12 protein-coding genes and 1 tRNA gene are annotated in these 12,966 nt (G+C 70.3%); 11 read left to right on the top strand and 2 right to left on the bottom strand.

The window, feature by feature from the left end:
* Window positions 1–42: 42 nt before the first annotated feature.
* The 3 genes from OG455_RS30035 (at window position 43) to OG455_RS30025 (ending at window position 1,424) form a co-directional block, all read left to right on the top strand.
* Window positions 43–177 carry a hypothetical protein gene (locus OG455_RS30035; RefSeq protein ID WP_266301102.1) on the top strand — a complete coding sequence of 45 codons (135 nt, stop codon included), beginning with the start codon at window positions 43–45 and terminating at the stop codon, window positions 175–177.
* Window positions 153–587: a Uma2 family endonuclease gene (locus OG455_RS30030; protein ID WP_266301007.1), complete on the top strand. Its 435-nt coding sequence runs from the start codon at window positions 153–155 to the stop codon at window positions 585–587. The genes OG455_RS30035 and OG455_RS30030 overlap by 25 nt, the downstream gene beginning before the upstream one ends.
* A gap of 261 nt (window positions 588–848) precedes the next feature.
* On the top strand, window positions 849–1,424 hold the full coding sequence (locus OG455_RS30025; protein ID WP_266299067.1) for a GNAT family N-acetyltransferase: 576 nt from the start codon (window positions 849–851) through the stop codon (window positions 1,422–1,424).
* On the opposite strand, the gene polA is transcribed toward OG455_RS30025, so the two are convergent.
* Window positions 1,355–4,108: a DNA polymerase I gene (gene polA / locus OG455_RS30020; protein ID WP_266299065.1), complete on the bottom strand. Its 2,754-nt coding sequence runs from the start codon at window positions 4,106–4,108 to the stop codon at window positions 1,355–1,357. The two genes, OG455_RS30025 and polA, sit on opposite strands and share 70 nt — an antisense overlap.
* Window positions 4,109–4,279: 171 nt before the next feature.
* Between polA and OG455_RS30015 the strand changes: the two genes are divergently transcribed.
* The 6 genes from OG455_RS30015 to OG455_RS29990 all read left to right on the top strand — a co-directional run bounded on the left by OG455_RS30015 (window position 4,280) and on the right by OG455_RS29990 (window position 11,097).
* Entirely contained in the window at window positions 4,280–4,756 is a 477-nt protein-coding gene (locus OG455_RS30015) for a PaaI family thioesterase (protein ID WP_266299063.1), read from the top strand.
* A gap of 607 nt (window positions 4,757–5,363) precedes the next feature.
* Window positions 5,364–6,587 carry a branched-chain amino acid ABC transporter substrate-binding protein gene (locus OG455_RS30010; protein WP_266299061.1) on the top strand — a complete coding sequence of 408 codons (1,224 nt, stop codon included), beginning with the start codon at window positions 5,364–5,366 and terminating at the stop codon, window positions 6,585–6,587.
* A 113-nt stretch (window positions 6,588–6,700) separates the two neighbouring features.
* Entirely contained in the window at window positions 6,701–7,630 is a 930-nt protein-coding gene (locus OG455_RS30005) for a branched-chain amino acid ABC transporter permease (RefSeq protein ID WP_266299059.1), read from the top strand.
* A 19-nt stretch (window positions 7,631–7,649) separates the two neighbouring features.
* Window positions 7,650–9,419 (top strand): branched-chain amino acid ABC transporter permease, encoded by a 1,770-nt coding sequence (locus OG455_RS30000; RefSeq protein WP_266299057.1) that lies wholly within the window; start codon window positions 7,650–7,652, stop codon window positions 9,417–9,419.
* 2 nt (window positions 9,420–9,421) lie between these two features.
* Window positions 9,422–10,381 (top strand): ABC transporter ATP-binding protein, encoded by a 960-nt coding sequence (locus tag OG455_RS29995; protein ID WP_266299055.1) that lies wholly within the window; start codon window positions 9,422–9,424, stop codon window positions 10,379–10,381.
* A complete protein-coding gene (locus OG455_RS29990; RefSeq protein ID WP_266299053.1) occupies window positions 10,378–11,097 on the top strand; it encodes an ABC transporter ATP-binding protein in 720 nt (239 codons plus the stop codon). The genes OG455_RS29995 and OG455_RS29990 overlap by 4 nt, the downstream gene beginning before the upstream one ends.
* Before the next feature lie 73 nt (window positions 11,098–11,170).
* On the opposite strand, the gene OG455_RS29985 is transcribed toward OG455_RS29990, so the two are convergent.
* Window positions 11,171–11,827: an ANTAR domain-containing response regulator gene (locus tag OG455_RS29985; RefSeq protein ID WP_266299051.1), complete on the bottom strand. Its 657-nt coding sequence runs from the start codon at window positions 11,825–11,827 to the stop codon at window positions 11,171–11,173.
* A gap of 91 nt (window positions 11,828–11,918) precedes the next feature.
* On the opposite strand from OG455_RS29985, the gene OG455_RS29980 reads away from it, so the two are divergent.
* Window positions 11,919–12,001, top strand: a tRNA-Leu gene (locus OG455_RS29980).
* 114 nt (window positions 12,002–12,115) lie between these two features.
* Window positions 12,116–12,898, top strand: a complete 783-nt coding sequence (locus OG455_RS29975; RefSeq protein ID WP_266299049.1) for a helix-turn-helix domain-containing protein — start codon at window positions 12,116–12,118, stop codon at window positions 12,896–12,898.
* The last annotated feature ends 68 nt before the right edge of the window (window positions 12,899–12,966 follow it).

Genomic DNA, 12,966 nt, shown 5'->3' with positions numbered 1-12,966 from the left:
GTGGGCCGTCTACGCCGGGGGCGAGCCGGCCCAGGAGGACAGATGTCCGCGCACCACCTCGACCTGATCGAGGAAGCCCGCAGGATCGCGCCGAAGAACATCAAGGTCGAGGTCTCCGGCGATCTGATCATCATGCAAGCCTCGCCTCGGGTATCCACCAGCGGAACCCGGCCCTGATCCAGCGTCAGTTCGAGGCCCACGCCCCGGAGGGCTACCTGGCATCCGGGAACTCCGATCTGTCCTCACCCGCGATCGGCAAACTCCGCAACCCGGACCTGACCTACCTCCCCGAGGACGCGATGGCGACCACGGAGAACCGGATTCCAGCCGAGGTCGCCCTGATCGCCGTCGAGATCGTCTCCCCCTCGAACCCGGAGAACGACTGGGAGGGAAAGGTCCGGGACTATCCCCGGATGGGGATCCCCGCCTATCTGATCGTCGATCCCGGACGTAAGACCGTGACCCTGCTCAGCGAGCCCGAGAACGACCGCTACCGGCTCCGGGAGGACGCCGCCTTCGGGGAATCCGTCCACATCCCCGAGCCCTTCGGTTTCGTCCTCGACACCACTGGCCTGCTCGCGTACTGACCACGGCCGACCGTGAGGCTCCACGCGTGAGGCGGCCCGATCCGGCAGGACCTGGTCCCCCGTCAGCGGTGACGGCCGGGGCCGCTCGGGAGGGCGGCGGCATGGACGAGGTCGTGGATGGTGATGATGTTCGGGTGCTCGCGCAGCCGGGCCGCGTCGCGGCCTCGCGCCTCGCCCGTCCGCCGATCAGCTGCCCGGCCCGCGCCCCGTCCAGCCGTAATCCCCCTGACACCTGGACCGTGCTCAATCTACCCTGCCCGCATGACCGTTCACGAGAGCACCCTGCGCCGGTTCGACGAAGCCTGCGACTCCGTGGCCGAGTTGACCGCGCTGCTGCACCGGGCCTACGCCGAACACGCCGCCGCCGGGCGGGTGTTCCTCGCCTCCTACCAGAGCGAGCGGGACACCGCCCACCGACTGGGCAAGGGCGAGTGCTGGTTGGCGGTGGGCGCGGACGGGGCGCCGCTGGGCACGGTGACGCTCTCCGCCACCGACCGCAAGCCCCAGGGATATCCGCGCGAGCCCGGGTCCGGGTCGTTCTGGCAGCTCGCGGTGCTGCCCGAGCAGCGCGGCACCGGCCTGGGGAACCGGCTGCTGGAGCTGGCCGAGCGGCGGCTGGCCGAACTGGGCAGCCGCCGCGTGGTGATCGACACCTCGTCCACCGCCACCGAGCTACTGGGCTGGTACGCCCGCCGCGGCTACCGCCCGATCGGCAGCTACGACTGGGCGGCCACCAACTACCTCAGCACGGTGCTGCGCAAGGAGCTTCAGTGCGCCGCCGCCTCCCAGTTGGGGCCGACGCCGACCGAGACGTCCAGCGGGGCGCGCAGCGCGTAGGCGCCGGCCATCTGCTCGCGCACCAGCGCCTCCACCGGCTCGCGCTCGCCCGGGGCCAGCTCCAGCACGATTTCGTCGTGCACCTGGAGCAACATCCGCGACTTCAGCTCCGCCTTCGCCAGCTCCGCGTCCACCCGGAGCATGGCGATCTTGACGATGTCGGCGGCCGAGCCCTGCACGGGTGCGTTGAGCGCCATCCGCTCGGCCATCTCGCGGCGCTGGCGGTTGTCGCTGGTCAGGTCGGGCAGGTAGCGGCGGCGGCCGAGCAGGGTCTCGGTGTACCCGGTGGCGCGGGCCTCCTCGACCACCCGGTGCAGGTACTCGCGGATGCCGCCGAAGCGCTCGAAGTAGGTGTCCATCAGGCCCTGCGCCTCCGCGGGCTTGATGCCCAGCTGCTGCGAGAGCCCGAAGGCGGAGAGTCCGTAGGCCAGGCCGTAGGACATCGCCTTGATCTTGCGGCGCATCTCCGCGTCGACCTGCTCGCGCGCCACGCCGAAGACCGAGGAGGCGACCGTGGTGTGCAGGTCCTCGCCGCTGGCGAAGGCCTCGATCAGCGCCGCGTCCTCGGAGAGGTGGGCCATGATCCGCAGCTCGATCTGCGAGTAGTCGGCCGTCAGCAGCGACTCGTACCCCTCGCCGACCACGAAGGCGCGCCGGATCAGGCGGCCCTCCTCGGTGCGGACCGGGATGTTCTGCAGGTTCGGGTCCTGCGAGGAGAGACGGCCGGTGGCGGCGACCATCTGGTTGAAGGTGGTGTGGATCCGGCCCTGCGGCGAGACGGTCTTGAGCAGGCCCTCGACCGTGGTGCGCAGCTTGGCCTGGTCGCGGTGGCGCAGCAGGATGACCGGCAGCTCGTTGTCGCTCTGGGCGGCCAGCCAGGTCAGCGCGTCGGCGTCGGTGGTGTAGCCGGTCTTGATCTTCTTGGTCTTGGGCAGGCCGAGCTCGTTGAAGAGGATCTCCTGCAGCTGCTTGGGCGAGCCGAGGTTGAACTCGCGCCCGGCGGCCCGGTGCGCCTCCTCGACCACCCGCTGGATCTCGGCGGCGAACTGGCTCTCCAGCGACTGCAGCCAGGCGCGGTCGGCGGCGATGCCGGTGCGCTCCATCCGGGCCAGCAGGGCGGCGATCGGCAGCTCCATGTCGCGGATCAGCTCGACCGAGCCGTGCTCGGCCAGCCGGCCCTCGAAGAGCTCGGCCAGGTCGAGCACGGTGCGGGCCTGGACCATCAGCGCCTGGGCGCCGGCCGCCGGGTCCTCCTCGGGGGCGTCGAAGGCCAGCTGCCCGCTCTCGGCGACCTCGGCGGGGGCCAGCGACCGGCTCAGGTACTCCTCGGCGAGCACCTCCAGGGTGAAGGTGCGCCGGCCCGGCTTCTCCAAGTAGGCGGCGAGCGCGGTGTCGGCGGCGACGCCCTCGACGCGCCAGCCCTGCTCGGCGAAGGCGCGGATCACCTGCTTGGCGATGTGCAGCGCCTTGGGGCGGGCGGGGTCGGCCAGCCAGTCGGCGAAGGCCCGCTCGTCCGCCTCGGCGAGCTGGGCCGGGTCGAACCAGGCGGCGCTCTCGGCGGTGGCCAGCGCCACCTCCTGCACCGAACCGCTGCCCAGCGCCCACTGGTAGACGGCGGCCAGCGCCACCGGGGCCGGGCCCGCGGCGTGCTCGGCCAGCCAGCCCACCAGCGCGCCCGGCCCGGTCAGCAGCTCGCCGGCCACCTCGATGCCGGGAGCGGCGGCCGGCTCGGCGGACTCCCGCACGGCGCCGACGTCCAGCGCGAAGACCCGCTCGCGGAAGTTGGGGTTGCGGAACTCCAGGGACTCCATCAGCTGCCCGACGGCCTCCCGGTCGAAGGGCTCGCGGCCCAGCTCGGCCACGCCCAGCGGCAGCTCGACGTCGCGGACCAGCTCGGTGAGCACCCGGTTGCGCTTGACCGAGTCCAGGTGCTCGCGCAGCTTCTCGCCGATCTTGCCCTTGACCTCGTCGGCCCGGGCCACCAGCTCGTCGAAGGAGCCGAACTGGTTGACCCACTTGGCCGCCGTCTTCTCACCGACGCCGGGGATGCCGGGCAGGTTGTCCGACGGGTCGCCGCGCAGCGCCGCCAGGTCGGGGTACTGGCTCGGCGTCACGCCGTACTTCTCGGCGACCTTCTCGGGGGTGTAGCGGGTCAGCTCGGAGACGCCCTTGGTGGGGTAGAGCACCGTGGTGTGCTCGGTGACCAGCTGGAGCGCGTCCCGGTCGCCGGTGACGATCAGCACCTCGAACCCGGCCGCCTCGGCGGCGGTGGCCAGGGTGGCGATGATGTCGTCGGCCTCGAAGCCCTCCAGCGAGAGCCGGGGCACCTTCATGGCGTCCAGCAGCTCGCCGATCAGGCCGATCTGACTGCGGAACTCGTCCGGCGTCTTGGCCCGGTTGGCCTTGTAGTCCGGGAACTCCTCGGAGCGGAAGGTCTTGCGCGACACGTCGAAGGCCACCGCGAGGTGGGTGGGCGCCTCGTCGCGCACGGTGTTGGCCACCATCGAGGCGAAGCCGTAGACCGCGTTGGTCGGCTGCCCGGTGGCGGTGTTGAAGTTCTCCACCGGCAGGGCGTAGAACGCCCGGTACGCCAGGGAATGGCCGTCGAGCAGCATCAGCCGGGGCCGCGCCCCGGCCGCGTCGCCCGTACTGCCCGCGCTCTGCCCCGCACTCCGCTGCGCCACGTCAACGTCCGTTCCTAGCCGATCCAGCAACTCCGCCCTCGATCCTAGGGCGCCCCACCGACATCCAGGACCAGCCACGAGCGGGCCCGCCAGCACGGCGGGCACCGCCGGTCGTACGATCACGAAAGGCGATCACGACCGGCGATCACCGGCGATCAGGAGAGATGACCGATGACCGAGCAAGCCCCCACCGAAGCCGCGCAGGCCCCGTTGAAGCTCGACGTGCCGCAGGACGTGCTGGACCACTTCGCCAAGCTCGGCGTGGAGCCCAGCACCTTCTCCGGGGGCACCCTCGGCGACAAGATGGGCATCCGGATCGTGGAGGCCTCCGGTGACCGGGTGGTCGGCACCATGCCGGTGGAGGGCAACCAGCAGCCCTACGGCCTGCTGCACGGCGGCGCCTCGGCGGCGCTGGCCGAGACGCTCGGGTCGATAGGGGCGATGCTGCACGCCGGGCCCGGCCGCTACGCGGTCGGCGTCGACCTCAATGTGACGCACCACCGCTCGGCCACCTCCGGCCTGGTCACCGGCGTCGCCACCGCCGTCTTCAAGGGCCGCACCGCCGCCACCTACGAGATCGCGGTCACCGACGACACCGGGCGCCGGCTGACCAGTTGCCGGCTGACCTGCGCGCTGCGCGACCTCTGAGGTCTGTCGACCCCGGACCGGCCGGGCCCGGCCCCACCCGCACCTCGCCGCACCCCACTTCCCGCGCCCCCTCGTTTGGCCGCCGCCCGCACTGGGCAGGTCCCTGGCCGACGAGGGGGCGCTGTCGTGTCCGCGGCCGAATCGCCGGCACCCCTCGCCTGTAACGCTGTGTGACACGCAGGCAATCAGCTCAGCACACGACCGACCCGTCGCGCACCACGTGACAGCCCCGTGGACACTGCGTCAGGTCCGCATTCCGGACGCGCGCGACCGGTCCACCCTCGGCGGACGGTCGCGTCCGCTCATCGAACAGAGAGCCCACCACCAGACGCTTTCACGGGTATTCGCGCAGCCACTGACGATCAGCCAGTAAACCAATCGCCTTGATCGAACCTCAAATGTCCACGATCCGAGACATTCGCATGAGGGGCTCATAACAAGAGAATCACAGCAGCGCCACACCCCTGCCACGCGCCGCTCGACGCCTCTAGAGTCACGGCCAGTCACCGCGCCACCGGATCGGGCCAACCAGTTCGGGCTGCCCCAGTGCGCGAACCGGCCGCCGGCCGCCCTCGGCCAGCAGCCTTCAGACCAGAAGGGGACCCTCGTGCGTCATCGTTCACTGCTCGTCCTGAGCATCGCCCTCACCGGAGCGCTCACCGTCACCGCCTGCGGCTCCCGCGGCGCCAAGTCCAGCGACAGCTCGGCCAGTGGCCTGACCGTCACCATCGGCGTGGACGCACCGCTCTCCGGCGAGAACTCCGCCACCGGCCTGGGCATCCAGTACGGCGTGCAGATCGCCGTGGACGACGCCAACGCCAACCACCTGGTGCCCGGCGTCACCTTCAAGGTCAAGCCGCTGGACGACCAGGCCCAGCCCGCCACCGGCCAACAGAACGCCACCGCGCTGGTCGCCGACTCCAGCGTGCTCGGCGTCGTCGGCCCGCTCAACTCCGGTGTGGCGCAGTCCATGCAGCAGGTCTTCGCGACCGCCAACCTGGTCGAGATCTCGCCCTCCAACACCAACCCCGCGCTCACCCAGGGCCCCAACTGGGCCAGCGGCCAGAAGACCCGGCCGTACCCGACCTACTTCCGCACCGCCACCACCGACGCGCTGCAGGGCGCCTTCGCGGCCCAGTACGCCAGCGCCGCGGGCAAGAAGAACGCCTTCGTGGTCGACGACAAGCAGACCTACGGCGCGGGCCTGGCCGGCATCTTCAAGGACTCCTTCACCAAGGACGGCGGCGCCATCGCGGGCACCGACCACGTCAACACCGGTGACAAGGACTTCTCCACCCTGGTCACCAAGATCAAGTCCTCCGGCGCCGACCTGCTCTACTACGGCGGCCAGTACGACGAGGCCTCGCTGCTCTCCAAGCAGCTCAAGGCCGCCGGCGCCAACATCCCGCTCTTCGGCGGCGACGGCATCTACTCCGCCACCTACATCTCCACCGGCGGCACCGGCACCGAGGGCGACCTCGCCACCTCGGTCGGCGTCCCGGTCGACACCCTGGACACCGCCAAGGACTTCGTCGCCAAGTACAAGTCCAAGGGCTACCCCGGCGACTACGGCACCTACGGCGGCTACTCCTACGACGCCGCCACCGCGATCATCAAGTCGGTCGGCACCGTGGTCAGCGCCAACGGCGGCAAGCTTCCCAGCGACGCCCGCGCCAAGGTGGTCGCCGGCGTGCAGAGCGCCGACTTCAACGGCATCGCCGGCCACATCTCCTTCGACCAGTACGGCGACACCACCAACAAGCAGCTGACCGTCTACCAGGTCACCAGCGGCAAGTGGGTCTCGGTCAAGACCGGCACCTACACCGGCTGACCCTCCCCCACCACCCGCCCCGGGGCCGCCCGCGCACACCCGCGCGCGCGGCCCCGCGTCCCCCCACCCCGCGCGGACCCACGCCACGCCGGCACAGCGACCTGGAGGCTGCGGTGCACACCCTGCCGCAACAACTCGCCAACGGCCTTTTCCTAGGCTCGACCTACGGGCTGATCGCCATCGGTTACACGATGGTCTACGGAATCGTGCAGCTCATCAACTTCGCCCACGGCGAGATCTTCATGACCGGAGGCTTCGGCGCCCTCACCGTCTACCTCGTCCTGCCGCACGGCACCAGCCTCTGGCTCGCCCTGCCGCTGATGCTCATAGGCGGCGCACTGACCTCCGTCCTCATCGCACTGGGCGCCGAGCGCTTCGCCTACCGCCCGCTGCGCACCGCCCCCCGGCTGGCCCCGCTGATCGCCGCCATCGGCCTCTCGCTCGCACTCCAGCAGGCCGTGCACAACCTCTACCCCAAGGCCACCAGCCCCCGCGCCTTCCCTCAACTCGCCGCCGGGCCCTGGCACCTGGGCAGCATCCAGATCCAGTCCGGCGACCTGTTCACCGTCGTCGCCGCCCCGATCTGCATGATCATCCTGGCCCTCTTCGTGCAGCGCTCGCGCACCGGGCGCGCCATGCAGGCCACCGCCCAGGACCCGGGCACCGCCCAGCTGATGGGCATCGACACCAACCGCATCATCGCCACCGCCTTCGGCATCGGCGCCCTGTTCGCCGCCGTCGCCGCCGTCTGCTACGGCCTGCGCTACGGCGAGGTCGACTACAGCATGGGCTTCCAGGCCGGCCTCAAGGCCTTCACCGCCGCCGTGCTGGGCGGCATCGGCAACATCTACGGCGCGATGCTCGGCGGCCTGGTGCTCGGCCTCGCCGAAGCCCTGGCCACCGCCTACATCTCCGACGTCCCCGGCATGCAGCAACTCGGCGGCGGCGCCTGGGCCGACGTGTGGGCCTTCGTCCTGCTGATCCTGGTCCTGCTGCTGCGGCCGCAAGGACTACTCGGCGAACGCGTAGCGGACCGGGCCTGAGGCCGAAGGAGACCCAGAGATGACCACCAGCCCCAGCCTCGCCCTGCTGCGCCGCTCGACCACGGCCGCCCTCGCCCGGCTCGAAGGCACCGCCCCGGCGCCCGTCGCCCGCGCCCTGACCGCCGGCGGTGCCGTCCTCACCATCGCCTCCGCCTTCCTCTCCTGGACCTGGACCTCGGACTTCCCCGGCGACCTGACCGTCACCGGCTACCCCGGCGGCCTGCAGTGGCTCACCGTCGCCACCGGCCTGCTCCTGCTGCTCCAGGCGCTGGCCGCCCACCAGCTCCCCGGCCTGCGCGGCCTGGCCCCCACCGGGCACACCACCGCGCTGCGCGGACTGGCCCTGGCCGCCTTCGCCACCACCTGGTTCACCCTGGCCGCCATCGCCACCGAACTCGGCGGCCTGGCCAACCTGACCGCCGGCGGCGTCATCGCCGGCCTCGCCGTGCTGCCCGCGCTCTACGGCTCCCTGGCGCTGCCCGCCGACCGGCACCGGGCCGCACCAGCGGCGCCCGCACCGGCCTGGCGGGAGCGCCTGCAGGTCACCGTGCTGGTCGCCGCCGGCCTGCTGCTCTTCACCTACGGCATCGACACCTCCTACGGCGAGCTCTTCGAGGGCTTCCTGATCGCGGTCGGCTTCGGCGCCGCCGCCTACCTCAAGTCCGGCCTCTTCGAGCGGGTCACCGCGCTGCTGCAGCGCCAGCGCCCGTTCGCGATGGCCGCCGCCTTCGCCGCCGCCGCGCTCTTCCCGCTCACCCAGAACAACGACCACGACGCCAACGTCGGCGTCAACATCCTGATCTTCGCCACCGTCGCCCTGGGCCTGAACATCGTGGTCGGCCTCACCGGCCTGCTCGACCTGGGCTACGTCGCCTTCCTCGGCGTCGGCGCCTACACGGCCGCCCTGGTCTCCGGCTCCCCCTACTCCCCGTTCCACAACGCCCAAGTGCCCTTCTGGGCAGCGGCGCTGATCGGCGCCGGCGTCTCGCTGATCTTCGGCGTGCTGATCGGCGCACCGACGCTTCGGCTGCGCGGCGACTACCTGGCCATCGTCACCATCGGCTTCGGAGAGATCTTCCACATCGTCGTCCAGAACCTCGACGGCACCTCGGGACCGAAGATCACCAACGGCCCCAACGGCATCCCGCAGATCCCCGACATCAGCTTCTTCGGCCTCAACCTCGGCACCAGCCACCAACTCGGATCCATCACCATCGGCCGGTTCGCCAACTACTTCTTCCTGATGCTGATCGTCACCCTGATCGTGGTCGCCGTCTTCAGCCGGGCCGCCAACTCCCGGATCGGCCGCGCCTGGATCGCCATCCGCGAGGACGAGACCGCCGCCGAGGCCATGGGCATCAACGGCTTCCGCACCAAGCTGACCGCCTTCGCCCTGGGCGCGGCGCTGGCCGGCCTGGCCGGCACCGTCAGCGCCCACGTCACCTACAGCGTGGTCCCCGACCCCTACGTCTTCGCCGGCTCCACCCCGCCCAACTCCGCCTTCCTGCTCGCCGCCGTCGTGCTGGGCGGCATGGGCACCGTCAGCGGCCCGCTGCTCGGCGCCTCGCTGCTCTACCTGATCCCCGAGAAGCTCTCCTTCCTGCAGAACTACCAGCTGCTCGCCTTCGGCGTCGCGCTGATCCTGCTGATGCGCTTCCGCCCCGAGGGGATCATCGCCAACCGGCGCCGCCAGCTGGAGTTCCACGCCGACGACGCCGACGCCGACACCCACCTCCCGGAACAAGGCACGGGTCCGGACAAGACCAACCTCAGCAAGGCAGGGGCGTGACCATGACCTCAACAGCAACGCCGCTCCTGGACGTACGCGGTGTCACCATGCGCTTCGGCGGCCTCACCGCCGTCAACAACGTCGACCTCACGGTCAGCGAAGGCGAGATCATCGGCCTGATCGGCCCCAACGGCGCCGGCAAGACCACCTTCTTCAACTGCCTCACCGGGCTCTACGTGCCCACCGAGGGCACCGTCACCTACCGCCAGAAGGTGCTGCCGCCCAAGCCCCACCTGGTCACCCAGGCCGGCATCGCCCGCACCTTCCAGAACATCCGGCTCTTCGCCAACATGACCGTCCTGGAGAACGTCCTGGTCGGCCGGCACAGCCGCACCAAGGTGGGCCTCATCTCCGCCCTGCTGCGCGGCCCCGGCTACCGGCGCGCCGAGGCCGACAGCAGGGAGAAGGCGATGGCCCTGCTCGAATTCACCGGCCTGGCCGACAAGGCCGAGCACCTGGCCCGCAACCTCCCCTACGGCGAGCAGCGCAAACTGGAGATCGCCCGCGCCCTGGCCAGCGAACCCGGCCTGCTGCTGCTCGACGAACCCACCGCCGGGATGAACCCGCAGGAGACCCGGGCCGCCGAGGAGCTGGTCTTCGCCATCCGCGACCGGGGCATCGCGATCCTGGTCATCGAGCACGACATGCGCTTCATCTTCAACCTCTGCGACCGCACCGCCGTGCTGGTCCAGGGCCAGAAGATCGTGGAGGGCGACCGGGAGACGGTCCAGAGCGACGAGCGCGTCATCACCGCGTACCTGGGCGAACCGCTGGAGACGGAACCGCTGGAGACCGCGCCCGCGCCTGCCCCGGTCATGACCAAGGACCCCGCGCCCAAGGTCCCCGCGCCCGCCGACCCGGTGAACACCGACCAGGTGAACACCGACCAGGAGAGCACCGACCCGGAGAGCACCGACCCGGAGAGCACCGCCACCGCCGCCGCAACGGAGAACGACGAATGAGCAACGCCCTCCTGGATGTCCAGGACCTCCGGGTCGCCTACGGCAAGATCGAAGCCGTCAAGGGCATCAGCTTCAGCGTCGCCGCCGGCGAGGTCACCACCCTCATCGGCACCAACGGCGCCGGCAAGACCACCACCCTGCGCACCCTGTCGGGCCTGCTGCGCCCCACCGCCGGCAGCATCACCTTCGACGGGCAGCGGCTGGAGACCGTCCCCGCGCACAAGATCGTCGCGCTGGGCCTGGCCCACTCCCCCGAGGGCCGGCACATCTTCCCCCGGATGACCATCGAGGAGAACCTGCTCCTCGGCGCCTTCCTGCGCAAGGACCAGCCCGGCATCACCGAGGACGTCGAGCGGGCCTACACCCTCTTCCCGATCCTCGGCGAGCGGCGCAAGCAGGCCGCCGGCACCCTCTCGGGCGGTGAGCAGCAGATGCTCGCGATGGGCAGGGCGCTGATGTCGCGCCCCAAGCTGCTGATGCTCGACGAGCCCAGCATGGGCCTCTCCCCGATCATGATGCAGAAGATCATGGCGACCATCGTCGAGCTGAAGAGCGGCGGCACCACGATCCTGCTGGTCGAGCAGAACGCCCAGGCCGCGCTGTCGCTGAGCGATCGCGGCTACGTGATGCAGACCGGGCGGATCGTGCTGGAAGGCACCGGCGCGGAGCTGCTGCGCGACGAGTCGGTGCGCAAGTCGTACCTCGGCGAGGATTGAGACCGCCGAACTCGCCCGCGCCGGGCGCTGAGCACCGGACCCCCGCCGCTCAGCGCCCGGCGCGCCGCGTCACTCAGGCCTCGGCGCCGGGCGCGGCCTTCTTGCGGTCCTGCGCCTCGCCCTCCTCGATCACGGCCTCGGCGACGGCGGCCATCGTCATCCGCCGGTCCATCGAGGTCTTCTGGATCCACCGGAAGGCGGCCGGCTCGTTCAGCCCGAACTTCGTCTGCAGCACGCTCTTCGCCCGGTCCACCAGCTTGCGGGTCTCCAGGCGCAGGGTCAGGTCCGCGATCTCCCCTTCGAGCGCGCGCATCTCGGTGTAGCGCGAGACCGCCATCTCGATCGCGGGCACCAGGTCGCTCTTGGAGAACGGCTTCACGATGTACGCCATCGCCCCGGCATCGCGCGCCCGGTCCACCAACTCGCGCTGCGAGAACGCCGTCAGCATCAGCACCGGGGCCAGGTGCGCCTCGTGGATCCGCTCGGCCGCCGAGAGGCCGTCCAGGATCGGCATCTTGACGTCCAGGATCGCCAGGTCCGGCTTGAGCTCCTCGACCAGCCGCACCGCGGTCTCCCCGTCCCCGGCCTCGCCGACGACGGTGTAGCCCTCCTCCTCCAGCATCTCCTTGAGGTCGAGCCGGATCAGGGCCTCGTCCTCGGCGATGACAATCCGGGTGATCTGGGGCGAGTCGGTCTCAAGCGCCTGGGGCTGCTCGTCGGCGGTGCTCACGGGACTCCTCGTTCCGGCGGGGGGTGCATGCACGAGGGTACCTAGCTGCGCCGAAGACCGCCCACAGGGTATCCTTCACGAGCGCAACCTAGCCGGGTTGATGGAAGGGCAGACATGATCGCCTCAAAAGCGATTGCTCGAAAGGGCGTGTGGGTTCGAATCCCACACCCGGCACCTAGTTTCACCTTTGATTTCTGGTTTATTTCCGGAGATCAGCAATTCATCACGATGAGTGATTTCTGACCTCGGGCATACCGTTTCCCTACCGCCAGGCGCAACCTGGCGGCCATGACGACCCGTTCAGTCCGCAGCCAGGCGCTTCTTCTCCTTCGCGCCGGAAAGTCCAACGTCGAAGTCGCGCGGATGCTCGCGGTGCCCAGAGGAACGGTCGGCGCCTGGAAGCACTACGACCGGGCGGAGCGGGGTGAGCTTCCGGGCCGCAAGCGGTCGATCTGTCCCCACTGCTACGGCGACGAGCTCAATGCCCCCGCATACTCCTACCTCCTGGGGCTCTATCTGGGAGACGGCCACATCGTCCACCCGAAGCAGCACCGGACGCACAATCTCGCCATCACCTGCGACAACAAGTGGCCCGGCGTCATGGATTCGGTCGAGCAAGCCATGCGCGACGTCCTTCCGACCAACACCCCCTGCCGGGTCCGCCGCACTGGCTGCAAGGACGTCAAGGTCTACTCGCAGCACCTCACCTGCCTCTTCCCTCAACACGGCCCTGGCAAGAAATTCGAGCGGCCGATCATCCTCGAACCCTGGCAGCAGGACATAGTCAACGCCCACCCCTGGGGCCTGCTGCGCGGCCTGATCCACTCCGACGGCTGCCGCATCGTCAACTGGGCCACACGTACAGTCAACGGGGTCGTCCGGCGGCACGAGTATCCCCGGTACTTCTTCACGAACAAGTCCACCGACATCATCGGCATCTTCACCAACACCCTCGACTCCGTCGGCGTCGAGTGGAAAGCCGCCCGCCGCACCAACGGAGCCGTCAACATCTCCATCGCCCGCCGCGCCTCCATCGCCCTGATGGACCAGCACATCGGCCCCAAGTACTGACGCCCGTCTCCAACTCCTCCACCCGCGCAGGATTCCGCCGACCGGCAGCGATCGCGGCGCGCGCGGCC

The organism is Kitasatospora sp. NBC_01287 (genome assembly GCF_026340565.1).
Taxonomy (GTDB): domain Bacteria; phylum Actinomycetota; class Actinomycetes; order Streptomycetales; family Streptomycetaceae; genus Kitasatospora.
The sequence above is the reverse complement of the archived record's forward strand: the minus strand, read 5'-3'. Positions and strand labels throughout refer to the sequence as shown.

Excerpts from the sequence above, each read along its gene's own strand:
- OG455_RS30035 (WP_266301102.1), top strand. The coding sequence starts at position 43 with ATGTCCGCGCACCACCTCGACCTGATCGAGGAAGCCCGCAGGATCGCG.
- OG455_RS30025 (WP_266299067.1), top strand. The coding sequence starts at position 849 with ATGACCGTTCACGAGAGCACCCTGCGCCGGTTCGACGAAGCCTGCGAC.
- OG455_RS30015 (WP_266299063.1), top strand. The coding sequence starts at position 4,280 with ATGACCGAGCAAGCCCCCACCGAAGCCGCGCAGGCCCCGTTGAAGCTC.
- OG455_RS30000 (WP_266299057.1), top strand. The coding sequence starts at position 7,650 with ATGACCACCAGCCCCAGCCTCGCCCTGCTGCGCCGCTCGACCACGGCC.
- OG455_RS29995 (WP_266299055.1), top strand. The coding sequence starts at position 9,422 with ATGACCTCAACAGCAACGCCGCTCCTGGACGTACGCGGTGTCACCATG.
- OG455_RS29990 (WP_266299053.1), top strand. The coding sequence starts at position 10,378 with ATGAGCAACGCCCTCCTGGATGTCCAGGACCTCCGGGTCGCCTACGGC.
- OG455_RS29975 (WP_266299049.1), top strand. The coding sequence starts at position 12,116 with ATGACGACCCGTTCAGTCCGCAGCCAGGCGCTTCTTCTCCTTCGCGCC.